The following is a 22,860-nucleotide window of genomic DNA, read 5'->3' as shown; positions in this document are numbered from 1 at the left end:
GGCCGTGTCCGTCGAAGTGGGGCGCATTCTACAGCCTCACCGTTTTCTGTCAACGACCAATACGAACTTTTTTAGGGCGGTCTCGGTTTGCCGCTACACTATCGAATACTATTTATCCGAATCGGTCATTTTTCAACCGATTTACAGAAAAACTACAGATCCACCTTCACCGCCGCAGCTGCGTCACTCGCCAACTGCCGTGCCTCATCGATGGTCTGTCCCCTGGCCACAACCACCCCCATGCGCCGGCGCCCCTGGAGCTCAGGCTTGCCGAAAAGGCGGAGCTGCACATCCGGCTCGGCAAGAACCTCCTCGAGATTGCCGAAGGTAGGCTGATCCGACTCACCTTCCGGAAGGATCACCGCAGACGCGGACGGACCATTCTGGCGTATCGCCGGCACCGGCAACCCCATGATGGCCCGGGCATGCAGGGCAAACTCGGACAGATCCTGGGAGATCAGCGTGACCAGCCCGGTATCGTGGGGGCGCGGCGAGACCTCGGAAAACCAGACCTCATCCCCTTTTACAAACAGTTCCACCCCGAATACGCCATAACCGCCCAGATCAGCGGTGATGGCCTCCGCGATGGCGCGACTTCTTTTCAGAGCCAGCGGACTCATGGGCTGGGGCTGCCAGGATTCCCGGTAGTCGCCATCTTCCTGACGGTGACCGATGGGATCGCAGAAGCTGACGCCATCCCGGTGACGGACCGTCAGCAGGGTGATTTCATAGTCGAAGTCGATAAAACCTTCGATGATCACCCTGCCCTTGCCGGCGCGCCCACCGGTCTGGGCGTAATCCCAGGCAGCTCCAATGTCGTCCTGGCTCCGCACCAGGCTCTGGCCCTTGCCGGACGAACTCATTACCGGCTTTACGACACAGGGGAAGCCAATCTCGGCCACGGCCTGCTCAAAGGCCTCGCGGGTTTCGGCAAAACGATAGGGGGAGACGGGCAGCTCCAGCGCTTCCGCGGCCAGGCGCCGGATCCCCTCCCGGTTCATGGTGAGGTTGACCGCCCGCGCGGTTGGCACAACGCGATACCCTTCCTGCTCCAGTTTGACCAGTTCACCGGTGGCGATGGCCTCAATTTCCGGAACGATGAGGTGCGGCTTTTCCTGTTCGATGACCGCCCTCAGGCTGGCCGGATCCAGCATATCGACAATATGGCTGCGGTGAGCCACCTGCATGGCGGGCGCATTGGCATACCGGTCGCAGGCAATGACCTCCACCCCCAGGCGCTGCAGCTCGATCACAACTTCCTTGCCCAGTTCCCCCGAGCCACACAGGAGAACCCGGTAGCCATTTGCCTTCAGTGGTGTTCCGATGGAAACGCTCATGGGATATCTGCCAGCCCCCTGTGCTGATTAAATCAGGCTATTCTCTTCGCGCCGGGCAACCTTCTCCAGGACCTGCCTGCGCTCGTCGTTGGTCATGGATGTCCACCGCAGGATCTCATCGCCCGTGCGGTGGCATCCGATACACACATCATTCTCGTCCAGTGCACAGACGGCCACGCATGGCGACCGTACCCTGTCCTGATCCGCCATCACTCCCCGCCTTTCCAGGGTTCAACAGGCTTGAGAGAACTCATGTAACGGGCCGCATTCTCGACATAGTGCGCGGCGCTGAGCTCCAGCATCTTCTTCTGGTTATCACTCAGCTCCCGTTTGACGCGCCCCGGCGCACCGATGACCAGGGAGCCGTCCGGCACTTCCATGCCTTCGGGGATCAGGGTGTTGGCGCCGATCAGGCAATGCTTGCCGATCCGGGCCCCGTTCAGCACCACGGCGTTTATGCCGATCAGGGAGTAGTCACCAATCTCGCAGCCGTGCAGCATGGCCTTATGGCCCACGGTGACACCACGCCCAAGGGTAAGCTGGATACCGGAATCCGTATGCAGTACGGAGCCGTCCTGAACGTTGGACTCCGGCCCGATGGTGATCAGGTCATTGTCACCACGGATAACCACGTTGAACCACACACTGCTCTTGTCATGCAGCGCCACACTGCCAATCACGGTGGCGTTGTCAGCGATGAACTGTCCTTCTCCGATTAACTCGGGCTTGCGGTCCGCGAGCTGGTAAAGCATGTTGTCCTCTCCTGTTCCATCCCGCCGGATCAGTCCTGGCGGGGCTCAAGCACATCAATGCGGGCATCGTACACGGCATTCAGAAAGTCCACCAGAACCACCGCGGTCAGCCCCCAGATCTCGTAACCCTGCCAGCGATAGCAGGGGACGTAGTAGGTATCATCCAGGAACGGCAGCACATCGGTACGCTCACGACGATCCTCCAGCAGGAACTCCACCGGTACGTGGAAGATGCTTTCAATCTCGTGGGGGTTGGGGGTCAGCGGGTGGTCGGCGGGCACCACGCCAACGTATGGCGTTACCAGGATGCCATAGCGGGAGAGCACCTGGCTCAGCGGCGCGATCAACTGAACCTGGTCCGGTGGCAGACCGATTTCCTCGTGGGTCTCGCGAAGCGCGGTGTAGGCAAGGGACGGATCAGACGCGTCCCGTTTTCCCCCGGGGAAGGCCACCTGCCCCCGGTGAGTGGACAGATTTGACGACCGGAGGGTCAACAGGATCTCGGGGGAACCGGTATTATCCGTTACCGGCACCAGCACACTGGCTTCAGGATAGTCCATCGCCAATTGGTTCGGCGCATATCGGGCTAGCCTTTCCGTCAGTAATTCGCGCAAAATCTCTCTCCCGCGTCTTGGTATGGGACAAGGCACCGGACGAACGATACACTGGTGCCAGAACTCGACACAGTATACGGGGTAATCCATGAAATTCTGCAGTCATTGCGGCCATCCCGTCGAGAGCCGCATTCCCGCCGGGGACAACCGGCCACGTTACGTCTGCACACAGTGCCAGACCATCCACTACCAGAATCCGCGAATCGTGGCTGGCACGGTACCGGTGTGGGAAGGAAAGATACTGCTATGTCGCCGGGCCATTGAACCCCGTTACGGCTACTGGACGCTGCCGGCCGGCTTCATGGAGAACTCGGAAACCACGGAGGAAGCCGCCGCCCGGGAAACCCTTGAGGAGGCGATGGCGGACGTAAAACTGGCGGGGCTTTACACCATGATTCATGTGCCCCATATCGACCAGGTCCACATGTTCTACCTGGCCTACCTGACCGAGCCCCGATTCGGTGCCGGCGAGGAGTCCCTGGAAACGGACCTGTTCGACCTGGACCGCATTCCCTGGGACGAGATCTCCTTCCCGACGGTGCGGCGCACCCTGGAACACTTCGTGGAAGATGTTCAGCGCAACGAGTTCCCCCTTCGTATCAGTGACATCCGCCACCGTATGAAGAAACCCTCCGAGCCTCAGGAGCCCCCGGAACCTCAGAATTCCTCAAGCCGGTAGACCTCGTAAGCGGGCTCCTCGAACGGATGGGCCCGCTTCATCGCCGCCACCACCTCCCGTATGCAGTGATCCTCGCAGACCAGTTCCACCTTGTACTCATCCACCCTTTCCAGCTCACCATGCTGGCCCAGGTGCGGGTTACTGCCCTCCAGCGGGCGGAACTGTCCCTTGCCCAGGGTTTGCCAGGCACAGCTGTCGTAGTCGCCGATGCGACCGCCTCCGGCGGCAAACACAGCGGCTTTCGTGGTTTCCAGATCGGTCTCGGGGACAAAAAAGCAGAACTTGTACATGGCGCCCTATCCTCCTGCAAAAAGATGCTTTTCAAGCTTGATACGGCTTGACATCAGGGTCAACGGCGTCCTCTTAAAGGCCTCTGAGGTTACCCACAAAATCTGTGGATAACTTTGGGGATAGTTTTTGGGCAGAGGCCGCAAACCCCCGTCGTTACTGCCCTTGTGACAAATTGGCGACAAATCCACCTACAGAAAATTATCCTTTAATAACAACACCTTAAACGGTTAGGGCAAATACTATACGGTTTGATGTCATTTTGTACACCGGCTGGCCAGCTACCTAATTCCCATGTGCATAAAACCAATTCGTCAAGAAATTTTTTAGTTATAAAAGCACACAAACAGCTTGCAATCCCGGAGGTTAGCGGCACGTCCTGATAAACATGAAAAAACCGGTGACCAACTCCTCCAGGAAGGAATCAGACACCGGTTTCGTGTGCCTCGGGTTATGGGCTCAGGGCGTCATCCCAGCCACTTGCGGGCGTTGCGGAACATCCTCAGCCAAGGCCCTTCCTCACCCCAGTCATCCGGGTGCCAGGAGTACTGGGCGGTCCGGAAGACCCTTTCCGGGTGGGGCATCATGATGGTGACGCGGCCGTCCCGGCTGGTCACCCCGGTAATACCGCCTTCCGAACCATTTGGGTTGTACGGGTAGCGGGTGGTCTGCCGGCCGTGGTTGTCCACGTACCGCAGGGCCACCTGGCCTGAGCCATTGAGGGCCTCAAAGCCGGCCGGTGACGGGAACTCCGCGCGCCCTTCCCCATGGGCCACCGCAATCGGCATGCGCGAACCGGCCATGCCGGACAGGAACACCGACGGGGACTCCTGCACCTCGGCCATGACCAGCCGCGCCTCGAACTGCTCGGACTGGTTGCGGACGAAGTGCGGCCACCCTTCGGTGCCCGGGATCAACTCGTGGAGGTTGGACAGCATCTGGCAGCCATTGCACACGCCCAGGGCCAGGGTATCGTCGCGTTCGAAGAAGCCGGCAAACTGGTCCCGCACCCGGGAGTTGAACAGGATGGACTTGGCCCAGCCCTCGCCAGCCCCCAGCACATCGCCGTAGGAGAAGCCGCCACAGGCCACCAGGGAGCGGAAGCCATCCAGGGTAACCCGCCCGGAGAGCAAGTCACTCATGTGCACATCCACGGCCTCGAAGCCGGCACGGTCGAAGGCCGCCGCCATTTCCACCTGGCCATTGACACCCTGCTCCCGCAGTACGGCAACCCTGGGAGCCACTCCTTTATTGATGTAGGGCGCGGCCACATCCTCGGCGGGGTCAAAGGTGAGTTCGGCATGCAGCCCGGGGTCGTCAATGTCGAGCAGGTTGTCGAACTCTTCCCGGGCGCAGTTGGCGTTATCCCGCAGGCCCTGGATGCGGTAACTGGTTTCCGACCAGAGGCGCTGCAGTTCAACCCGGGGATGTTCGATCACCGCATGCCCCTCGAAGGTAAAGCGAACGTGATCGTCCTCGTTCAGGGTACCGACAACCGAAGTGTGCTCACCCAGGCCGGCTCCGGAAAACTGCTGGAGCACGAAGGGAGTGTCCTCACGGCGGACCTGGATGACCGCACCCAGTTCCTCGTTGAACAGCTCACGGGCAAACTGGCCGGATTCCTCCGCCAGGCCGTCCAGGCGGATATCAACACCGGTATGACCGGCGAAGGCCATCTCCGTCAGGGTGACGAACATGCCGCCGTCGGAACGGTCGTGATAAGCCAGGAGCTTGCCATCGCCATTCAGCCCCTGGATCACGGCGAAGAAGGCGTTGAGGTCTTCCGGGTCGTCCACGTCCGGCGCCACCGCGCCCATCTGGCCATAGACCTGCGCCAGGGCGGAGCCCCCCAGGCGATTCTGGCCAGCGGCCAGATCGATCAGGATCAGGTCGGTATCACCCTGGTCGGTCCTGAGCTGGGGCGTGAGGGTACGGGTGACGTCGGTCACCGGCGCAAAACCGCTGATAATCAGGGACAGGGGCGCGGTCACACTCTTCTGATCCTCGCCCTCTTCCCACACGGTCTTCATGGACATGGAATCCTTGCCCACGGGGATGGCAATGCCCAGGGCCGGGCACAGTTCCATGCCCACCGCGCGCACGGTTTCATAGAGGTTCTCATCCTCGCCGGGGTGACCCGCCGCCGCCATCCAGTTGGCGGACAGGCGGATATCGGACAGCTTGCCGATCGGGGCCGCCGCCAGGTTGGTAATTGCCTCGCCCACGGCCATACGACCGGAGGCCGGCGCATCGATACTGGCCACCGGAGTGCGCTCCCCCATGGCCATGGCCTCACCGGTGAGCACGTCGTAACTGGAGGCTGTTACGGCGACATCGGCCACCGGAACCTGCCACGGTCCCACCATCTGGTCCCGGGCCACCAGCCCGGTGATGGTGCGATCACCAATGGTGATCAGGAAGTTCTTGCTGCCGACACTGGGCAGCCTCAGGACGCGGCGGATGGCCTCGTCCAGATCCACCTGGGTGGAATCGAAGATCGGCTTGGTGAACGATGTCCGGGTCACACTGCGGTGCATGCGCGGCGGCTTGCCGAACAGTACATCCATGGGCAGGTCCACCGGGGAATCGTCATAATAGGCATCATCCAGGCTCAGGTGATGGCTTTCCGTGGCCTCGCCGATAACGGCATAGGGGCAGCGTTCGCGGCGGCAGATGGCGTCGAAGCGCTCCATGTTGTCCTCGGCCACGGCCAGCACGTAGCGCTCCTGGGACTCATTGCACCAGATTTCCAGCGGCGACATGCCGGGCTCGTCACTGGGAATGTCCCTGAGTTCGAACTTGCCACCCCGGCCACCGTCCTTGACCAGTTCCGGCATGGCATTGGACAGGCCGCCCGCCCCCACGTCGTGAATAAAGGCGATGGGGTTATCCCCGTCCAGTTGCCAGCAGCGGTCGATCACTTCCTGGCAGCGCCGTTCCATTTCCGGGTTACCCCGTTGCACGGAAGCGAAATCCAGGTTCTCGTTACTGGTGCCGGAATCCATGGAGGACGCCGCACCACCACCAAGGCCGATCAGCATGGAGGGGCCACCCAGCACGATCAGCCGCGCGCCCACGGGGATCTCCCCCTTCTCCACATGGTTCTCACGGATATTGCCCAGGCCGCCCGCAATCATGATGGGCTTGTGGTAACCGCGGACCTCGTCGCCGTCCGGCCCCGGCACCTTCTGTTCAAAGGTACGGAAATAGCCGGCCAGGTTGGGACGACCAAATTCATTGTTGAAGGAGGCGCCACCGATGGGCGCATCAATCATGATCTCCAGCGGGGAGGCGATGCGGTCCGGACGGCCATAGCCATCCTCCCAGGGCTGGAGGTCACCCGGGATCTCCAGGTTGGACACGGTGAACCCGGTCAGGCCCGCCTTGGGCTTGGAACCGCGACCGGTAGCGCCCTCGTCACGGATCTCACCACCGGCACCCGTGGCGGAACCGGCGAACGGTGAGATGGCCGTCGGGTGATTGTGGGTTTCCACCTTCATCAGGATATGAATGGGCTCGCGCACATACTGGTAGCGGGCGGTTTCCGGATCCGGGTAGAAACGGCCGCCGGTGGAGCCGCGAATCACCGAGGCGTTGTCCCGGTATGCCGATAGTACGCCCTCACTGCTCATCTCATGGGTATTGCGGATCATGGCGAACAGGGACTTCTGCTGCCCCTCGCCATCGATATCCCAGGAGGCATTGAAGATCTTGTGTCGACAGTGCTCGGAGTTGGCCTGGGCGAACATCATCAGTTCGACATCGGTGGGATCACGATCCAGGTCGTTGAAGGCATCCACCAGGTAGTCGATCTCGTCCTCCGCCAGGGCCAGGCCGAGGCGCTGGTTGGCATCCACCAGTGCGGGACGGCCACCGGTCAGGACCGGGATACGCTCCAGGGGGCGGGGTTCCTCACGATGGAACAGCAGTTCCGCACCGGCCATTTCATGGAACACGGTTTCCGTCATGCGGTCATGCAGCAGTGCCGCAATCGCCTGACGATCTTCCCGCCCCAGTTTCTTGTTCGCCTTCACGTAATAGGCGATGCCCCGCTCAATGCGGTTAACCTGGCGCAGCCCGCAATTACGGGCAATATCCGTGGCCTTGCTGGACCAGGGCGATACTGTGCCCGGCCGCGGCACCACCAGGAACAGGACACCATCCGGATCCCGCTGTTCAGCGCTGGGCCCATAGGTCAGCAGACGATCCAGCACCGCCTGCTCACCATCGCCAAGCTCCGCCTCGGCGTCCACGAAATGCATGAATTCCGCATAGATGCCACTGACACCCGCAACGGCTTCAGTCAGTTGCCCAAACAGTTTATCGGAGCGGAAGGGGGAAAGTGCGGGAGCGCCGCGGAGTTCCAGCATGGGTATAAACCTGTATCACGCGAACTTGGGGAAACCGGTGCGCCAGCCAGCAGGCCCAATCGGCCCTCTGACAACCAGGCAGGGCACCGTGTATGAACGGGCGCAATCATACTGGAAACTGGGCACGGGATACAGCAGTGCACACCAAACATGACGTTTACAGTCGTTAACCACAAAGCCGACTTCCGGATTTGACCTTTTTCGCTGCTCTGGGGGAAGATAATCCCATACTTCCCGGAGGTCATGAATTTGGGCCAACCCCGAATCTCAGGATACCCGCCCCTGTTCCCATCGGGCGCCATCCCCCTTTTACTGTTACTGGCTACCACGTTGCTGGGCGGCTGTTCACGCCCGGATACGCTGGCCACGGTGAAGGCGGAGGGCGTCCTGCATGTGATCACCCGCAATGCGCCCTCCATCTATTACAAGGACCGCGAAGGCTCCACGGGCTTCGACTACGAACTGGCGCAACGGTTTGCCGATCACCTGGGGGTTGAGCTGCGGGTCCGCCTGGTGGAAGGTAACAGCGAGATCCTGGACGTGCTCGACCAGGGCTATGCCCACATCGGATTTACTGGACTGTCCATGGCCCACGACTGGGACGGACGTTTCCGCACCCTGGCCAACGGCCTCAGTTCCGGCTCCGTGGTGATCTATCACCGGGGTCTGGAGGAGCAGTTCGACTCCGTCGAGGCACTGGCCGACCAGGACATCACCCTGCATACCGCAGCGGAAACCAACCACCCGCCACACCTGGAACAGCTTCAGGAACAGTTTCCCCAGCTCAACTACCGGGTCCATGACGGCCTGGATGCCGCCGGTATCCTGGAGCGGGTGGAGTCCGGCGAATTACCCGCCGCCGTTGTCGACGCCAACGAACTGGCCCTGAACCATGTGTTCTACCCCAATGTGAAGCGGGCATTCACCATGAGCGACCAGGAGCCGGTTGCCTGGCTGTTCCCCATCAGCAACGACGGTACCCTTTACCGTGAAGCCCGGGCGTTTTTCCGACAGATTGAGGAAGACGGTACCCTGGCGCACCTGAGAGAGCGCTTCTACGGCCACCTGGACCAGCTCGGCTATGTCGGTGCCCTCACCTTCGAGAAGCATGTCCTGGATCGCCTGCCGAAGTACATGGACACCTTCCGGGACTTTGGCCAGGAAACCGGAATTGACTGGCGACTGCTGGCCGCCATTGGCTATCAGGAATCCAACTGGCGGCGCAATGCGGTGTCACCCACCGGCGTACGCGGCCTGATGATGCTGACCCGCAACACCGCCGACCATATCGGCATCGACAACCGCCTGAACCCCGAGCAAAGCATCGAAGGCGGTGCCCGCTACTTCCGCCAGGTGCACCGGATGATCCCCGACCACGTCAACGAACCGGACCGGACCTGGTTCGCGCTGGCGTCCTACAACGTCGGCTTCGGTCACCTCGAGGATGCCCGCCGCCTGGCGGAATCCGCGGGGCGCAACCCGGACCGCTGGCTGGATGTAAAGGAGTTCCTGCCGCTGCTGTCACAGAAGGAATGGTATTCGAAGACCCGGCATGGCTACGCCCGGGGGCATGAACCGGTGCTCTACGTGCAGAACATACGCCGGTACTACGATGTCCTGTCCCGTCGCTTCGACCTGAAGGCGGACACCGAACCCACTGCGGTGGCGGATTCCAACACAGGCGAACTGACCCCGCCCAAAGAGCTCCTTGACTACCGGACGATCCGGGACCGGCCGGCGGACGAGCAGGAGACCTCACTGGTACTCCCCCGCGAAATGGGCTTACCCCCGCCGACACTCTAGATTTTCCGGGGAAGAACCTATTCCAGGGACTCCCTGACCACCTCCAGGGCCCGCTCGACCTGCTCACCGGAGAAACCACGGCGGGCCAGAAAGCCACCCTGCCGCTGGCGTTCCGCCCAGTCATCGGAGATATCCGTGAGCCCGAAGCGACGCTCCCGAAGCCGGATGGCCATATCCGCCCAGTGCTCATCCGACACCCCGGCCAATTCCGGTGGCGTGCCGCCCACACCCCGCTGCTGCAGATCCGCCTGGATCTTCAGGGGACCGTAACCCGCGTCCATGCGCTGGCGCACAAACACCTCGGCGAATCGATCATCGTCGAGCCATCCCCTGTCCTCGAAATCGTCCAGGACCGATTCGATAACGCTGTCGTCCACCCGCCGCTGGCGTAATTTCATGGTCAGTTCCAGCCGGCTGTGCTCACGACGGGCCAGCAGGCGCAATGCGGTTTCCGGCGCCTGCTCGTTGGGGTCCTTCTTTTTACCTGACTTTGCCATACAGACCCTTTCCGCAACCTGTTTCGAGAGGATAGACTATGCCACCTGCCTGAAAGCCGGGGGAAGCAGCCAACCACCCGTTCCGGAGCTTTGCCTTTCCGGCTTTCCCGATTCCCGCCACGCGACGCGCGCCCGGGAACATGAACGGGGACGTCCCCGCGAACTGACTGCCTGAAGGATACCGACATGGCCGCATTTTTCCAGAAACTCCTCAAGAAGCGCTCCACGTCAGCGACCGGACCGGACAGCAGCAGGCCAACACCCGCCAGGGATCGCCGGGAAGCGTCTCCCGGCAGCGGGGAATCGGCAGACAACAAGGGCCCCGAACAGTCCGCCATCGATAACCAGAGGGCGACACTGGCGGACAGCAGCACAACCCAGGAAACCCTGGCGGATCTGGCCATCAAGGGCCTGGCGGCGGACATCCGCCTTGAATCGGCGCAGCGGCTGACCGACGAATCGCTGCTGCAACAGGTCCAGAAAGCCGCCCGGGGCCGGGACAAGGGCGTTTACCAGCACGTTCGCGGGGTGCTCCAGGAATTGCGCCGCAATGAGAACGAGCAGCAGGCGACCCAGGATGCCCTGGCACGATTGGCCAGGGAGACCGAGGAACTGGCCAGGACCGGCGACACCAATCTCTACGAGGCCCGCACCCAGAAGCTGGAAAAACAGTGGCAGGCACTGGAGCCGACCGCCAGCAACGAACAGAAATCCCGGATACTGGCCGCGCTCCATGACTGCCGACAGCGAATTCGGGACCTGGAGCAGGAGCGCCAGGAGGAACAGCGCCACCACGACCAGAAGCAGCAACGGGATGAAACCCTGGCCCTGCTGCGGGAAACCCTCGACTCCCTTGCCGAGGAGGCCCCCACCACCAGCGCCCTGCCCTCCCTGGATGCACTGCAACGCACCCAGGAGAACCGGTGGCTGGAGGCCACCAGGGAGACCGAGGTCAGCCGGCAGGAACAGAAGCAGTACGAAAACCTGATGCAGTCCCTGCGGGGCGCCATCAGCGCCGTCCGTCGACTGGGTCAGCACCAGGAGGATATCGACACCCTGACCCACCAGGACAACCCGTCCGGCGAACAGATCCGCCCGGTGCTGGATCAGATTGAGTGGCCCGCTTACGTGGCACAACCAGCGGCGGTCAAACTCCTTGCCGAGAAGGCCCATATCAGGTCGGCGGAACCTGTTCCCGACAGTGGCGACGCCGATGCCAGGGAAAAGATCCTCGACCGCCTTGCCGCAGCCCTGGATAAGCTCGAAGACGCCCTGTCCGCCAACCAGCTCAAGGAATCACGGCAGCACCTCAAGCAGGCCCAGGGACTCCAGCGCCAGATCTCCGGTAAAGCGGCGAATCGCCACCGGGGACGACTGCAACGACTGACCGGCCAGGTTCGCGAGTTGGGAGACTGGCGGGGCTTTGCCACCGAGCCCAAGCAGGTTTCCCTGTGCGAACAGATGGAATATCTGGCGGAACAGCCCATGGACCCGGAGGCCAAGGCCACCCACATCCAGGCGCTGCAACAGGAATGGCGGGAGCTGGGTGGTTCCTCCAACCGCGATCTGTGGCAGCGTTTCCGCAAGGCGTCGGATCTGGCCTTCGAGCCCTGCAAGGCCTATTTCGAGGCCCGGTCCGACCTGAAGAAGGTGCATCTGCAAAAGCGCCACAGCATCTGTGAGGAACTGGCCCGTTACCTGGACGCCACGGACTGGAACCAGGTGGACTGGAAAGCCGCCGAACAGATCGAGAAAACCGCCCGCAAGGAGTGGCGACAGGCCTGGCCGGTGGAGTTCCGGGACAACCGCCAGGTCCAGAAGGAGTTCGATCGCCTGATGAACGACCTGGGCAGCCACCTGGACGAGGAACGCCGCCGTAACGAAGAGCTCAAACAGGACATCGTGGAACGTGCCCGGTCGCTGATCGAGCATTCGCCCCTGTCCGAGGCCATGAACGAAGCCAAGGCGCTGCAGAAACAATGGCAGGACATCGGTATCACCCGCCATCGGGAAGATCGCAAGCTGTGGAAGGCCTTCCGGGCCGCCTGCGACGGGATTTTTGCCCGCCGGGACGAGCAACGCCAGCGCCGCGAGCAGGAAACCAGTGAGTCGGATGAGGCGGCGGACCAGGCCCTCGCCCGGGCCCGGGATCTTCTCTCCCGGGAGGAACTGGATGAAACCTCTGCGGTCGAAGTGGTTCAGCAACTGGAATCCGCCGCCAGGACCCCGGTATCCGCCGGCAAGGGCAATGAGGTTCGCGGCACCGCGCAGGAACTGTCAAACCGGCTCCGACAGCATAGGCAACGGGCCAGCGTGCGACAATGGCTACAGTGGATAGAGCAGCGCCAGCAGGGCCAGCTATCCCCGGACGAGGTCCCCGGCCACTGGCAACAACTGCAGTCGGCGGCGGATCTGTCCGATGCCAGGGAACTGGTGGTACTGAGCGAAATCCTCAGCGGCAGCCCCTCTCCGGACGACGACCAGTCCCTGAGGATGGAACTGCAGGTCAGGCGACTCAGGGAAGGCTTCGGAGGTACGGCGTCCGACGTACAGGCCGACACCCTGGAGACCCTGGTGGCCTGCTGGTGCCTGGGCCTGCCCGATGAGTCACTGACGCCGGAACTGGCCAGCCGGCTCCGGCAGGCACTGGACAACGGGAGTTCCACATGATCCGACAGGCATCCTGGGGCATCTCAGCCAACGGGACCTGTGTCAGGTTATGGAGAGATTGTCATTACATCACCAACCCTCGCTGTGGTAACGGCCGTACCGGTTGCCTACAATGAAAATTATGGAGTGAGAGTCCGCCCTGAGTGCCGTTGACGGCTTCAGCGCTGATGCGAAAGCTCTACTGGAGCCGGCCATAGCCGTGATGCGTGCAGGCCTGACCTGCTTACGGAACCTTCAGCATCCGACCGGTATCCAGGGAGCCCGTACTAGCAGGTAACCAGATCTATGAAGACAGTACACAAGCCCGCAGTTTCCCGGGCCAGGAACCTTGCCATCGGTGTCCTGGTAGCCCTGCCCGTGGTAGGCATTGGCACGTCCCTCCAGGCCAGCGTCGAACGCAATGCCTACGAGGCGGTCTCTCCCACCATTGAACAGGCCCGGGCAAACATCCTGATCTCCCGGCAACTGCAGTTCACCCACTTCCGGGACCAGGCCATCGACGACGCCCTGGCGGAAGAGGTATTCAATGACTATCTGGACTACCTGGACGGCCAGCGCGTCTACCTGACCCAGGAAGATATCAAGTCGTTCCAGCCCCTCAAGTCGCAGATGGCCGCGGCCCTGCGTACCGGTCAGCTCCAGCCGGGCTTCCAGATCTATAACCGGGTCCAGACCCGTATCATCGAGCGCATGGACTATGCACTCGGTCTGCTGGAACGCGGAGTGGACCGATTCAATTTCGAGACGGACGACGAAATCCTGCTGGACCGCTCGGAGGCCGACTGGGAACCCGACCAGGCCGCCCTTGACCGGCTCTGGAACAAGCGTATCCGCAATGCCGTGCTGGGACAGCGCCTGAACGGCAGCACCGACGAGGAAATCGTCGAGGTTCTGACCCGCCGTTACGAGAGCCAGCGCAAACGTATCTCCCAGATGCGCAGCGAAGATGCCTTCCAGGCCTACATGAACGCCTTTACCGGCACCTGGGACCCGCATACCAACTATTTTTCGCCGCGCAACTCCGAGAACTTCAATATCAATATGAGCCTGTCCCTGGAGGGCATCGGCGCGGTGCTTCAGTCCGACAATGAATACACCAAGGTGGTACGCCTGGTACCGGGAGGTCCGGCAGCCCGCCAGGGGCAACTGGGCCCGGCGGACCGTATCGTCTCGGTCAAGCAGGACGACGAGGAACAGCCCACCAATGTAATCGGCTGGCGCCTGGACGAGGTGGTGGACCTGATCCGGGGCCCTCGCGGTTCCACCGTCACCCTGGAGGTAATTCCCGCCAATGCCAGTGATGAAACCGTCACCCGCACCATCGCCATCAAGCGGGATGAGGTGAAACTGGAAGAGCAGAGCGCCAAGAGCGAAGTCATTGAGCTGGACCGGGGCGGCGAAACCTATCGCATCGGGGTGATCGACATCCCCACCTTCTATGCGGATTTCCAGGCCATGCAACAGGGTGACCCGAACTACAAGAGCACCACCCGCGATGTGCGCAAACTGCTGGAAAAGCTGAAGGACGAGAACAACGTTGACGGTCTGGTGGTGGACCTGCGCAACAACGGCGGTGGCGCCCTGCACGAGGCCAACGACCTGGTGGGCCTGTTTATCGACCAGGGGCCGACGGTTCAGATCCGCAGTGCCGACAATCAGGTCCAGGTGCTGTCCGACCAGGACCCGAGCGTAGCCTGGGATGGCCCGATGGTGGTGCTGGTGAACCGCATGAGTGCCTCGGCCTCGGAAATCTTTGCCGGCGCCATCCAGGACTATGGCCGCGGCCTGGTCGTGGGCTCCCAAACCTTCGGCAAGGGCACGGTACAGGCAGTGCGCTCCCTGAACCATGGCCAGCTCAAGATCACCCAGTCCAAGTTCTATCGGGTGTCCGGCGGCTCCACACAGCACCGGGGCGTTATTCCGGATATCGAGATTCCGTCCCGCATCGATACCACCCGTATTGGCGAGGACGCCCTCGAACGGGCCCTGCCCTGGGACCAGATCGAATCTGTCCCCCACGCCCGCTATTTCGATTTCAGTTCCATGATCGACGAACTGCGTGACCGTCACGCCGACCGTTTCGACGATAGCCCGGAGTTCAGCCTGCTGCAGAAAGAGATCGACTTCCTGGCGGAGCAGCGCGAGACCACCATGGTCAGCCTCAACGAGGACGAGCGGCGCAGCTACCAGGAGCAACTGGAAAGCCGTCAGCTGGCCATTGCCAACGCCCGCCGTGAACTCAAGGGCGACGAGCCGTTTGAAGACTTCAAGGCCATGGAAGAGCACCAGGAACAGCAGGCGGCCGCCGCCCCCGGTGACGAGGACGAACTGGACTTCATCGTCCGGGAAGGAGGTCACATCATGGCCGACATGCTGGAACTGGACCGTCGCATGGCCACCATCCTGCCCGCCGGGACGGTGACCGCGAAGGCGGAATAAGCGCCCCGCCACCGGGATAGAAAAAAGCCGGCACTTCCTTCGAAGTTGCCGGCTTTTTTGTGCCGCAGCAGAGGTCTGATGGGAACTCAGACGCTCACTATCCGTCAAACAGCCCGTGCATGCCGGTCATTTCCGGCGTGTGGACAACGCCTCGTTCGGTCACGATAAGATCAATCAGGTCCGCTGGTGTCACATCGAACACCGGATTGAAGGCAGTGGTGTCCTCCGGCGCAATCCGAATACTGCCAAGCCGGCAGATCTCGTCCCCGTCGCGTTCCTCAATCGGGATATCCCGGCCACTTTCCAGTGACATGTCCACCGTGCTCGAGGGGGCGACCACCATAAACCGGACCTTGTGATGCCGCGCCAGCACTGCCAGGCCATAGGTACCGATCTTGTTGGCCACGTCACCATTGGCGGCGATGCGATCGGCACCGACGATCACCCATTTCACATCGCCCCTGGCCATGATGGCGGCCGCGGCGCCGTCCGCGTTGAGGGTCACCGGAATGCCGTCCCGGGCCAGCTCCCAGGCCGTCAGCCGCGCGCCCTGCAGCCAGGGCCTGGTTTCATCGGCATAGACCCGTTTCAGCAGATGCTCCTTGTGCAGCTTCCTTACCACCCCGAGGGCGGTGCCATAGCCGCCAGTGGCCAGGGCCCCGGTATTGCAGTGAGTCAGTACCGAGCAGGGCTTTTCCAGCTCCATGGCCTCCAGGGCCAGATCCGCCATGGCCACATTGGCGGCCAGGTCCTCCCGGTGAATCGTCACGGCGGCGTCGGCCAGCCGGGATACCGCATCCGTGCGGGACTGGCACTGATCCAGCACGTCGCCCATCCGCTCCAGCGCCCAGAACAGGTTGACGGCAGTGGGCCTGGACGTTGCCAGTTGATCAATGGCCGTGCGAATTTCCCGTTTCCAGGTTTTATTGTCCGCTCCACGTGCCGCCAGGGCCACGCCGTAGGCCGCGCTGATACCGATCGCCGGCGCCCCGCGCACCGCCATATCACGGATGGCCTGGGCCACACCCGCAGCTCCCTCGATGGTCAGCCAATGCTCCTCGACCGGCAGCCGACGCTGGTCCAGGAGCTGGAGCCCGTGGCCCAGCCAGTGGATCGCAACGGTGTCAGGGTCGGCTTTCTGGTGATCCACACCGGGGGACTGTCTGGTCATCGTCGGCTCCTTGGCTGGCTGCGTTTTGACTCGACCGTTATACTCTGCCCTTCAAGACAAACCAAGACCCGGGGAGTTTCCGGAAACGCTCCCGAACCCGGGACGGTATTCAGATAACCCCCCATCACTGGAGTGACAGGCCCGATCCATGACCGCCGACACCATCATTGCCGCCGATATCCGCATCAATGCCCGCTGGCTTATACCGGTTGAGCCCCTGGGTGACGTGCTGGAGCACCAGGCGGTCATGGTACTGGGCGACCGGATCGAGGCCATCGTTCCCCAGGCGGACGCCGACCATGCCTACCGGGCCCGGGAGGTCATCGACCTGCCCCACCATGTGGTCATGCCAGGGCTGATCAACATGCATGGGCACGCCGCCATGTCCCTGTTCCGGGGCCTGGCGGACGACCTGCCGCTGATGACCTGGCTCAACGAGCATATATGGCCCGCCGAGGGTAAGTTTGTCAGCGACCGCTTCATCGCCGACGGCACGCAACTGGCCATGGCGGAAATGCTGCGCACCGGCACCACCTGTTTCTCGGATATGTACTTCTTCCCGGAGGTTGCCGCCCAGATGGCCCGGGATGCGGGCATGCGGGCACAGATCTGCTTCCCGCTGATGGAGATGCCCACGCCCTGGGGCAGTGGTCCGGCGGAGTACCTGGACAAGGGGGCCGCCCTGCTGGATGAATGGAAGGATGATCCCTGGGTGCGCATCGGCATCGGCCCCCATGCACCCTACACCGTCGCGGACAGCACCCTCACCAGTGCGCTGGCGCTGCAACAGGACACCGGCGCCGCCATCCAGATCCACCTGCACGAAACCGCCTTCGAAGTGGAAGAGGCGTTCCGCCAGAACGGCCAGCGACCGGTGGCCCGCCTGCGGGACCTGGGCATCCTGAACGGCAATACCCAGTGCGTTCACATGACCACCCTGAATGAACAGGACCTGGCCACGGTGGCGGAGACTGGTGTACATATCGTCCATTGCCCGGAGTCCAACCTCAAGCTGGCCAGTGGCTTCTGCCCGGTACACACCCTCCAGCAGGGGGGCAGCAACGTCACCATCGGCACCGATGGTGCCGCCAGCAACAATGACCTGGACCTGTTTGGTGAGCTGTCCACCGCCGCCATGCTGGCCAAGGCGGTGTCCGGCGATGCCGCTGCCCTGGGCGCACACCAGGCCCTGGCCATGGCCACCATCAACGGCGCCCGCGCCCTCGGCCGCGACCATGAAATCGGTTCCCTGAAGGTGGGCAAACAGGCGGACCTGATCGCGGTGGACCTAAGCGATCCGTTCCTTCAGCCGGTCTACGATCCCGCCTCTCATCTTGCCTACAGCAATCATGGCCGACAGGTAAGCCATAGCTGGATTGCCGGCGTACCCCAGTTACAGGACGGCCGCCTGACCCGTATCGACGTGCCGGACCTGATGCTGCGGGTACAGGAATGGCATAATCGCATCGCATCCGCGGACAAGCACTGATCCTGCCGGCACCCGCCGGGTGTCGGCCTTACTTTCCAGGCCCATGACCATGAACAGACCCAACGTAGACCAGGACGAAATCGCCAAGTTCGAGGCCCTTGCCAGCCGCTGGTGGGACCCGACCAGCGAGTTCCGCCCCTTGCACGACATCAATCCATTGCGGCTGAACTACATTGATGAGCGCACCCCACTGGCGGAACGCCGGGTAGTGGATGTGGGCTGTGGCGGCGGCCTGCTTTCCGAAGGCATGGCGCGCCGGGGCGCCACCGTGACCGGCATCGACATGGGCGAGGCGCCGCTCGCCGTGGCTCGCCTGCACGGCCTGGAATCCGGGGTCCAGGTGGACTACCGGCAGATCACGGTGGAGGAACTGGCCGCCGATCCGGAGCATGAAGGGCAGTACGATATTGTCACCTGCCTGGAGATGCTGGAACACGTCCCCGAACCGGCCTCGGTGATCCAGGCCTGCGCCCGCCTGCTCAAGCCAGGTGGTGACCTCTATGTGTCCACCATCAACCGCAATCCCAAGTCATTCCTGTTCGCCATTGTGGGCGCGGAATACCTGTTGCGGATGCTGCCCAAGGGCACCCACGAGTGGAACAAGTTCATCCGGCCGTCGGAAATGTCCGGGTACCTGCGCCAGGCCGGGCTTGAGATCCACGACCTGACCGGTATGACCTACAATCCGGTCACCAGGATCTACAAGCTGGGCCGGGATGTGGACGTGAACTACCTGATGCACGCCCGCAAGCCCACGGAGGCCTGACCATGCCCAGGCCCCTGCCGAAACCACCGTCCACGGTGCTGTTCGACCTGGACGGCACGCTGATCGACACCGCCCCGGACTTTATCCGCGTCCTCAACAAACTGAGGCAGGAAAACGAACTGGCCCCCCTGCCCGCGGACGGTATCCGCCCCCATGTGTCCGATGGCGCCCGTGCCATGATCCGTCTGGGCTTCGGACTGGAGCCGGAAGACCCGGACTACCGGGACCGCCACGCCCGCTTCCTGGATCTCTACGAGGCCGGCATCTGCGAGGAAACCGAGCTGTTTTCCGGCATGGACCGGCTGCTGACGGCCCTTGAGGATGCCGGCGTGCCCTGGGGCATCGTCACCAACAAGCCAGTACGATTCGCCACACCGCTGCTGTCGGCGCTCGCCCTGGACCATCGCTGTGGTGCCCTGATCTGCCCGGACCACGTCAGTAACCGCAAGCCCGACCCCGAAGGCCTCCACATGGCCTGCCGGCAGATGGGAGCCGATCCGGATCGCGGTATCTACGTAGGCGACCACGCCCGCGATATCGAAGCCGGCCGCAACGCCGGAATGGTCACGGTTGCCGTGCGCTATGGCTACATCGTCAACCCCGACGAGGTTGATCTGTGGCAGGCCGACCATACCGTGGATACCGTCGACGAGCTGGTAAAGCTGTTACAATAACGCCTGCCAGCGCACGCTGGCTTCCGAATCATCCAGGACACCGAGCAGGAGCATGCCGCCTATGTCGGACAACCCCATGCACACCTACCAGGCCCCGGAAGGCCTGCTGAAGGATCGCATCATCCTGGTCACCGGAGCGGGTGACGGCATCGGCCGTGTGGCCGCCAGGACTTACGCCGCCCACGGTGCCACCGTGATCCTGCTGGGGCGCACGATTTCCAAACTGGAGTCCGTCTACGACGAGATCGAGGCCGCCGGCCATCCCCAGCCCGCGATTGTCCCGCTGAATCTGGAAGGCGCGGCAGTCAAGGACTATGAGGAAATGGCCATGACCATCGAGGACAACTTCGGTCGCCTCGACGGTCTGCTCCACAACGCCGGCATCCTCGGCAGCCGCAGCCCCATCGAACTCTACGACCCGGAAATCTGGAACAAGGTGCTGCACGTCAATACCACCGCCCCCTTCCTGCTGACCCGGGCCCTTATCCCGCTGTTGCGGGTGTCCGACGACGCCTCGGTCATCTTCACCTCCTCCGGGGTGGGCCGGAAGGCCAAGGCCTACTGGGGCGCCTACGCGGTCTCCAAGTTCGCCCTGGAAGGGCTCAGCGAGATGCTGGCCGATGAGCTGGACGACGACCGCCACAATGTTCGCGTGAACAGCCTGAACCCGGGGGCCACGCGCACCAACATGCGGGCCCACGCCTACCCGGCGGAAGACCCCATGGGTAACCCGGCGCCGGAAGACCTGATGCCCAGCTACCTGTACCTGATGGGGCCGGACAGCAAGGGCGTTAACGGTCAGCAACTGGATGCCCAGGTGAAGAAGTAATGCAACTGACGTTCTTCACCACCAGCCAGTGCCATCTGTGTGAACTGGCGGAAAACCTGCTGGTCCACACCCCGATGCCGGAGCCGATACCGGTGGAAGCGGTGGACATTGCCTCGTCCGAGGAACTGGTGGAGCGCTACGGTACCCGCATACCGGTGCTGCGCCGGGAGGACACCGGAGCGGAGCTGGGCTGGCCCTTTACCCGGGACGACCTGCTGGATTTCCTGGCCCCGCCATCGAAGACGCCGTCATCAGGCCAACTGCATTGAGGATTTGCTGTCATGCTAATGGTTGTATCCCCTGCCAAGAACCTGGACTACGAAAGCCCGCTGCCCACGGATAAGTACACCCAGCCGGACTTCCTGGACGATGCCTGTGAACTGATTGACCAGCTCAAGGCGCTGGAACCCCACCAGGTCAGCAACCTGATGGGCATCAGCGACAAGCTGGGCCAGCTCAACGCCGAGCGTTACCAGCAGTGGCATACACCGTTTACCCCGGAGAATGCCCGTCCCGCCGTGCTGGCCTTCAATGGCGATGTCTACACCGGGCTGGCAGCCCAGGACTTCAGTGACAGTGAGTTCGAGGTGGCCCAGAAGCGCCTGCGTATCCTGTCCGGGCTCTACGGCATCCTGCGCCCGCTGGACCTGATGCAGCCTTACCGGCTGGAGATGGGCACAAAATTCCAGAACCGGCGGGGCAAGGACCTTTACGAGTTCTGGGGCAACACCATCACCGATGCCCTGAACCGGGAGCTGGAGGCGGACGATGGCGTACTCGTGAACTTGGCATCCAACGAGTACTTCAAGAGCGTGAAAAAGAAACAGCTCAATGCCCGACTCATCACGCCCCAGTTCAAGGACTGGAAGAACGGGCAGTACAAGATGATCAGTTTCTACGCCAAGAAGGCCCGCGGCCTGATGGCCCGCTACGCCATTACCAATGGCATCACCCAGGCCGATGACCTGAAAGGCTTCGACCTGGCCGGCTATCGCTTCAGTGAGAAACAATCCTCCCGCGATAACTGGACATTCCTGCGCGACGAGCAATAACCCCGGGAGGCTGCACACAGGGCCTGCGGGCCCTGTCCGGAACTCCTCCAACAACAACGCCGCCGGTCCGCACCCTACCCGTCCCTGGCCGTTCGCCAGGGCTACGGGCATGACTTGTTGAACTGAACTCCGACGGAGCGTTGCATGAACGAAGCACTCTTCTCTGAACTCGCCCTCTACGTCTGCCTGACTGCACTGATTGTCTGGATGGGCTTTATCGTGTGGGACCTGGCAAAGAAGTCGAAGGCGGGCCGTTTTGGTACCATTGCGCTCTTTACCGTACTGGGCGCCGGCGTGCTGGGCTTTATCATAAAGACCGTTCTGGTCGAGGTGATGCAGATCTGACCTCTGGCCGCTACCCCGTCCGATATCTCCGATAACCCTGAAAACAACGCAAGGATCCGACTCCATGTGGTTTCGCAATGCCCGCGTATTCCGCTTTACCAAGCCATTTGATATCACTCCGGAAGAACTGGAAGAAAAGCTGGCCGCTGACGCCTTCAAGCCCTGTGGTCCCCAGGAAACCACCCGCCACGGCTGGGTTTCACCCCTGGGCATGAACAGCGAGATGCTGGTACACAGCGCTGGCGGCTATCACCTGGTGGCCCTGCGCAAGGAGGAAAAGTTACTGCCGGGTCCTGTAGTGAAGGAGTTGGTGGATGAGAAGGCGGAAGTCATCGAGCAGGAGCAGGGCCGCAAGCTCCGCAAGAAGGAGAAGGACGAGCTGAAGGAAGAGGTGATGCTGGAGATGCTGCCCCGCGCGTTCTCCCGTAATCGCCGCAGCTACGCTTACCTGGCCCCGGCGGACGGTGTGCTGGTGGTGGATGCCGGCTCGGCCAAGCAGGCGGAGGACCTGGCATCGGCCCTGCGGCAGAGCCTGGGCTCGCTGCCGGTTCGCCCGCCGGCCCTGGAGCAGGCGCCGGCGTTCACGTTTACCGGCTGGCTGAATGAGTCCATTGATTTGCCCGGCGCCATCGAGTTGGGCACGGAATGCGAGCTGAAGGATCCGTCGGAGGATGGCGGTGTGGTTCGCTGCAAGGGACTGGATTTGCGGGCGGACGAGATCCAGAACCATCTGGAGGCGGGCATGCAGGTGACCAAGCTGTCCCTGACGTGGGATGAGAATGTGTCGTTCGTGCTGGATGAGGAGTTTGGTATTCGCCGGCTGAAGTTTGGTGAGACTCTGCAGGAGAAGCTGGACGAGGTGGATTCTGATGATGCCGCTGCCAAGTTTGATGCGGCTTTTTCGCTGATGACCCTGGAGCTGGCCCGATTGATTCCCGGGTTGTTGGAAGCCCTTGGGGGTGAGGACCGTTCGGCTATCGTCGAAGACTAGTTGTCTGATGCTTGGGTGTAGGGGCGCGGGCAGGAGGCTCTTTCCGGGACACGCCGTGAATCCATCCATGGAGGCTCTTCAAAAACGTCCCTGT

General features: G+C 62.3%; 20 protein-coding genes. 12 read left to right on the top strand and 8 right to left on the bottom strand.

The genetic code is table 11. From position 1 onward, the window contains the following. Positions 1–152: 152 nt before the first annotated feature. From purT to RO069_RS00085, 4 genes are read right to left on the bottom strand one after another with little or no spacing between them, the layout of a single operon-like run. Entirely contained in the window at positions 153–1,337 is a 1,185-nt protein-coding gene (purT, locus tag RO069_RS00100; protein WP_328184436.1) for a formate-dependent phosphoribosylglycinamide formyltransferase, read from the bottom strand. 27 nt (positions 1,338–1,364) lie between these two features. Then, the gene (locus RO069_RS00095) at positions 1,365–1,547 is read right to left on the bottom strand and encodes a DUF1289 domain-containing protein (protein ID WP_328184435.1); all 183 of its coding nucleotides are present in this window, start codon (positions 1,545–1,547) and stop codon (positions 1,365–1,367) included. Further along, the gene (locus RO069_RS00090; RefSeq protein WP_328184434.1) at positions 1,547–2,089 is read right to left on the bottom strand and encodes a gamma carbonic anhydrase family protein; all 543 of its coding nucleotides are present in this window, start codon (positions 2,087–2,089) and stop codon (positions 1,547–1,549) included. The genes RO069_RS00095 and RO069_RS00090 overlap by 1 nt, the downstream gene beginning before the upstream one ends. 29 nt (positions 2,090–2,118) lie before the next feature. Beyond that, positions 2,119–2,703, bottom strand: a complete 585-nt coding sequence (locus RO069_RS00085) for an NUDIX hydrolase (RefSeq protein WP_328184433.1) — start codon at positions 2,701–2,703, stop codon at positions 2,119–2,121. A gap of 88 nt (positions 2,704–2,791) precedes the next feature. Here RO069_RS00085 and RO069_RS00080 point away from each other — a divergent pair, with 88 nt between their 5' ends. Next, a complete protein-coding gene (locus RO069_RS00080) occupies positions 2,792–3,382 on the top strand; it encodes an NUDIX hydrolase (protein ID WP_328184431.1) in 591 nt (196 codons plus the stop codon). On the opposite strand, the gene RO069_RS00075 is transcribed toward RO069_RS00080, so the two are convergent. Next, positions 3,361–3,672 carry an NGG1p interacting factor NIF3 gene (locus RO069_RS00075; protein ID WP_328184429.1) on the bottom strand — a complete coding sequence of 104 codons (312 nt, stop codon included), beginning with the start codon at positions 3,670–3,672 and terminating at the stop codon, positions 3,361–3,363. The genes RO069_RS00080 and RO069_RS00075 overlap by 22 nt on opposite strands. 465 nt (positions 3,673–4,137) lie before the next feature. Beyond that, a complete protein-coding gene (purL, locus tag RO069_RS00070) occupies positions 4,138–8,040 on the bottom strand; it encodes a phosphoribosylformylglycinamidine synthase (RefSeq protein WP_328184428.1) in 3,903 nt (1,300 codons plus the stop codon). Between the two features lie 249 nt (positions 8,041–8,289). Here purL and mltF point away from each other — a divergent pair, with 249 nt between their 5' ends. Further along, positions 8,290–9,843 carry a membrane-bound lytic murein transglycosylase MltF gene (gene mltF / locus RO069_RS00065; protein ID WP_328184426.1) on the top strand — a complete coding sequence of 518 codons (1,554 nt, stop codon included), beginning with the start codon at positions 8,290–8,292 and terminating at the stop codon, positions 9,841–9,843. A 17-nt stretch (positions 9,844–9,860) separates the two neighbouring features. On the opposite strand, the gene RO069_RS00060 is transcribed toward mltF, so the two are convergent. Next, positions 9,861–10,340, bottom strand: a complete 480-nt coding sequence (locus RO069_RS00060) for a regulatory protein RecX (protein ID WP_328184425.1) — start codon at positions 10,338–10,340, stop codon at positions 9,861–9,863. A gap of 186 nt (positions 10,341–10,526) precedes the next feature. Between RO069_RS00060 and RO069_RS00055 the strand changes: the two genes are divergently transcribed. Together RO069_RS00055 and RO069_RS00050 are read left to right on the top strand one after the other, a co-directional pair. Continuing rightward, entirely contained in the window at positions 10,527–13,010 is a 2,484-nt protein-coding gene (locus RO069_RS00055) for a DUF349 domain-containing protein (RefSeq protein WP_328184424.1), read from the top strand. A gap of 285 nt (positions 13,011–13,295) precedes the next feature. Next, positions 13,296–15,449, top strand: coding sequence for a carboxy terminal-processing peptidase (locus RO069_RS00050; RefSeq protein WP_328184423.1), 2,154 nt, complete (start codon positions 13,296–13,298; stop codon positions 15,447–15,449). A gap of 97 nt (positions 15,450–15,546) precedes the next feature. Here RO069_RS00050 and mtnA read toward each other — a convergent pair whose 3' ends face one another. Then, a complete protein-coding gene (gene mtnA / locus RO069_RS00045; RefSeq protein ID WP_328184421.1) occupies positions 15,547–16,620 on the bottom strand; it encodes an S-methyl-5-thioribose-1-phosphate isomerase in 1,074 nt (357 codons plus the stop codon). 148 nt (positions 16,621–16,768) lie between these two features. Here mtnA and RO069_RS00040 point away from each other — a divergent pair, with 148 nt between their 5' ends. The 8 genes from RO069_RS00040 to rdgC all read left to right on the top strand — a co-directional run bounded on the left by RO069_RS00040 (position 16,769) and on the right by rdgC (position 22,766). Beyond that, positions 16,769–18,109 (top strand): TRZ/ATZ family hydrolase, encoded by a 1,341-nt coding sequence (locus tag RO069_RS00040; protein WP_328184420.1) that lies wholly within the window; start codon positions 16,769–16,771, stop codon positions 18,107–18,109. Positions 18,110–18,158: 49 nt separating this feature from the next. Then, the gene (ubiG, locus tag RO069_RS00035; RefSeq protein WP_328184418.1) at positions 18,159–18,875 is read left to right on the top strand and encodes a bifunctional 2-polyprenyl-6-hydroxyphenol methylase/3-demethylubiquinol 3-O-methyltransferase UbiG; all 717 of its coding nucleotides are present in this window, start codon (positions 18,159–18,161) and stop codon (positions 18,873–18,875) included. 2 nt (positions 18,876–18,877) lie between these two features. Then, a complete protein-coding gene (locus tag RO069_RS00030) occupies positions 18,878–19,549 on the top strand; it encodes an HAD-IA family hydrolase (RefSeq protein WP_328184417.1) in 672 nt (223 codons plus the stop codon). Positions 19,550–19,625: 76 nt separating this feature from the next. Then, positions 19,626–20,378 carry a YciK family oxidoreductase gene (locus RO069_RS00025; protein WP_328184438.1) on the top strand — a complete coding sequence of 251 codons (753 nt, stop codon included), beginning with the start codon at positions 19,626–19,628 and terminating at the stop codon, positions 20,376–20,378. Further along, the gene (locus tag RO069_RS00020; protein WP_328184416.1) at positions 20,378–20,647 is read left to right on the top strand and encodes a glutaredoxin family protein; all 270 of its coding nucleotides are present in this window, start codon (positions 20,378–20,380) and stop codon (positions 20,645–20,647) included. Before RO069_RS00025 ends, RO069_RS00020 begins: the two co-directional genes overlap by 1 nt. Before the next feature lie 12 nt (positions 20,648–20,659). Next, positions 20,660–21,430 (top strand): peroxide stress protein YaaA, encoded by a 771-nt coding sequence (gene yaaA / locus RO069_RS00015; protein WP_328184415.1) that lies wholly within the window; start codon positions 20,660–20,662, stop codon positions 21,428–21,430. A 144-nt stretch (positions 21,431–21,574) separates the two neighbouring features. After that, a complete protein-coding gene (locus RO069_RS00010; RefSeq protein ID WP_328184413.1) occupies positions 21,575–21,775 on the top strand; it encodes a DUF2788 domain-containing protein in 201 nt (66 codons plus the stop codon). A gap of 64 nt (positions 21,776–21,839) precedes the next feature. Then, positions 21,840–22,766 carry a recombination-associated protein RdgC gene (rdgC, locus tag RO069_RS00005; RefSeq protein ID WP_328184411.1) on the top strand — a complete coding sequence of 309 codons (927 nt, stop codon included), beginning with the start codon at positions 21,840–21,842 and terminating at the stop codon, positions 22,764–22,766. Positions 22,767–22,860 lie beyond the last annotated feature (94 nt).

The sequence above is a fragment of the Marinobacter sp. OP 3.4 genome (assembly GCF_036224885.1).
GTDB lineage: Bacteria > Pseudomonadota > Gammaproteobacteria > Pseudomonadales > Oleiphilaceae > Marinobacter.
The sequence above is the reverse complement of the archived record's forward strand: the minus strand, read 5'-3'. Positions and strand labels throughout refer to the sequence as shown.

What these genes read in the sequence shown, in the direction of transcription:
- purT (WP_328184436.1), bottom strand. Translation starts at nt 1,337, where the DNA reads ATGAGCGTTTCCATCGGAACACCACTGAAGGCAAATGGCTACCGGGTT.
- RO069_RS00095 (WP_328184435.1), bottom strand. Translation starts at nt 1,547, where the DNA reads ATGGCGGATCAGGACAGGGTACGGTCGCCATGCGTGGCCGTCTGTGCA.
- RO069_RS00090 (WP_328184434.1), bottom strand. Translation starts at nt 2,089, where the DNA reads ATGCTTTACCAGCTCGCGGACCGCAAGCCCGAGTTAATCGGAGAAGGA.
- RO069_RS00080 (WP_328184431.1), top strand. Translation starts at nt 2,792, where the DNA reads ATGAAATTCTGCAGTCATTGCGGCCATCCCGTCGAGAGCCGCATTCCC.
- RO069_RS00075 (WP_328184429.1), bottom strand. Translation starts at nt 3,672, where the DNA reads ATGTACAAGTTCTGCTTTTTTGTCCCCGAGACCGATCTGGAAACCACG.
- purL (WP_328184428.1), bottom strand. Translation starts at nt 8,040, where the DNA reads ATGCTGGAACTCCGCGGCGCTCCCGCACTTTCCCCCTTCCGCTCCGAT.
- RO069_RS00060 (WP_328184425.1), bottom strand. Translation starts at nt 10,340, where the DNA reads ATGGCAAAGTCAGGTAAAAAGAAGGACCCCAACGAGCAGGCGCCGGAA.
- RO069_RS00055 (WP_328184424.1), top strand. Translation starts at nt 10,527, where the DNA reads ATGGCCGCATTTTTCCAGAAACTCCTCAAGAAGCGCTCCACGTCAGCG.
- RO069_RS00050 (WP_328184423.1), top strand. Translation starts at nt 13,296, where the DNA reads ATGAAGACAGTACACAAGCCCGCAGTTTCCCGGGCCAGGAACCTTGCC.
- mtnA (WP_328184421.1), bottom strand. Translation starts at nt 16,620, where the DNA reads ATGACCAGACAGTCCCCCGGTGTGGATCACCAGAAAGCCGACCCTGAC.
- RO069_RS00040 (WP_328184420.1), top strand. Translation starts at nt 16,769, where the DNA reads ATGACCGCCGACACCATCATTGCCGCCGATATCCGCATCAATGCCCGC.
- ubiG (WP_328184418.1), top strand. Translation starts at nt 18,159, where the DNA reads ATGAACAGACCCAACGTAGACCAGGACGAAATCGCCAAGTTCGAGGCC.
- RO069_RS00030 (WP_328184417.1), top strand. Translation starts at nt 18,878, where the DNA reads ATGCCCAGGCCCCTGCCGAAACCACCGTCCACGGTGCTGTTCGACCTG.
- RO069_RS00025 (WP_328184438.1), top strand. Translation starts at nt 19,626, where the DNA reads ATGCACACCTACCAGGCCCCGGAAGGCCTGCTGAAGGATCGCATCATC.
- RO069_RS00020 (WP_328184416.1), top strand. Translation starts at nt 20,378, where the DNA reads ATGCAACTGACGTTCTTCACCACCAGCCAGTGCCATCTGTGTGAACTG.
- yaaA (WP_328184415.1), top strand. Translation starts at nt 20,660, where the DNA reads ATGCTAATGGTTGTATCCCCTGCCAAGAACCTGGACTACGAAAGCCCG.
- RO069_RS00010 (WP_328184413.1), top strand. Translation starts at nt 21,575, where the DNA reads ATGAACGAAGCACTCTTCTCTGAACTCGCCCTCTACGTCTGCCTGACT.
- rdgC (WP_328184411.1), top strand. Translation starts at nt 21,840, where the DNA reads ATGTGGTTTCGCAATGCCCGCGTATTCCGCTTTACCAAGCCATTTGAT.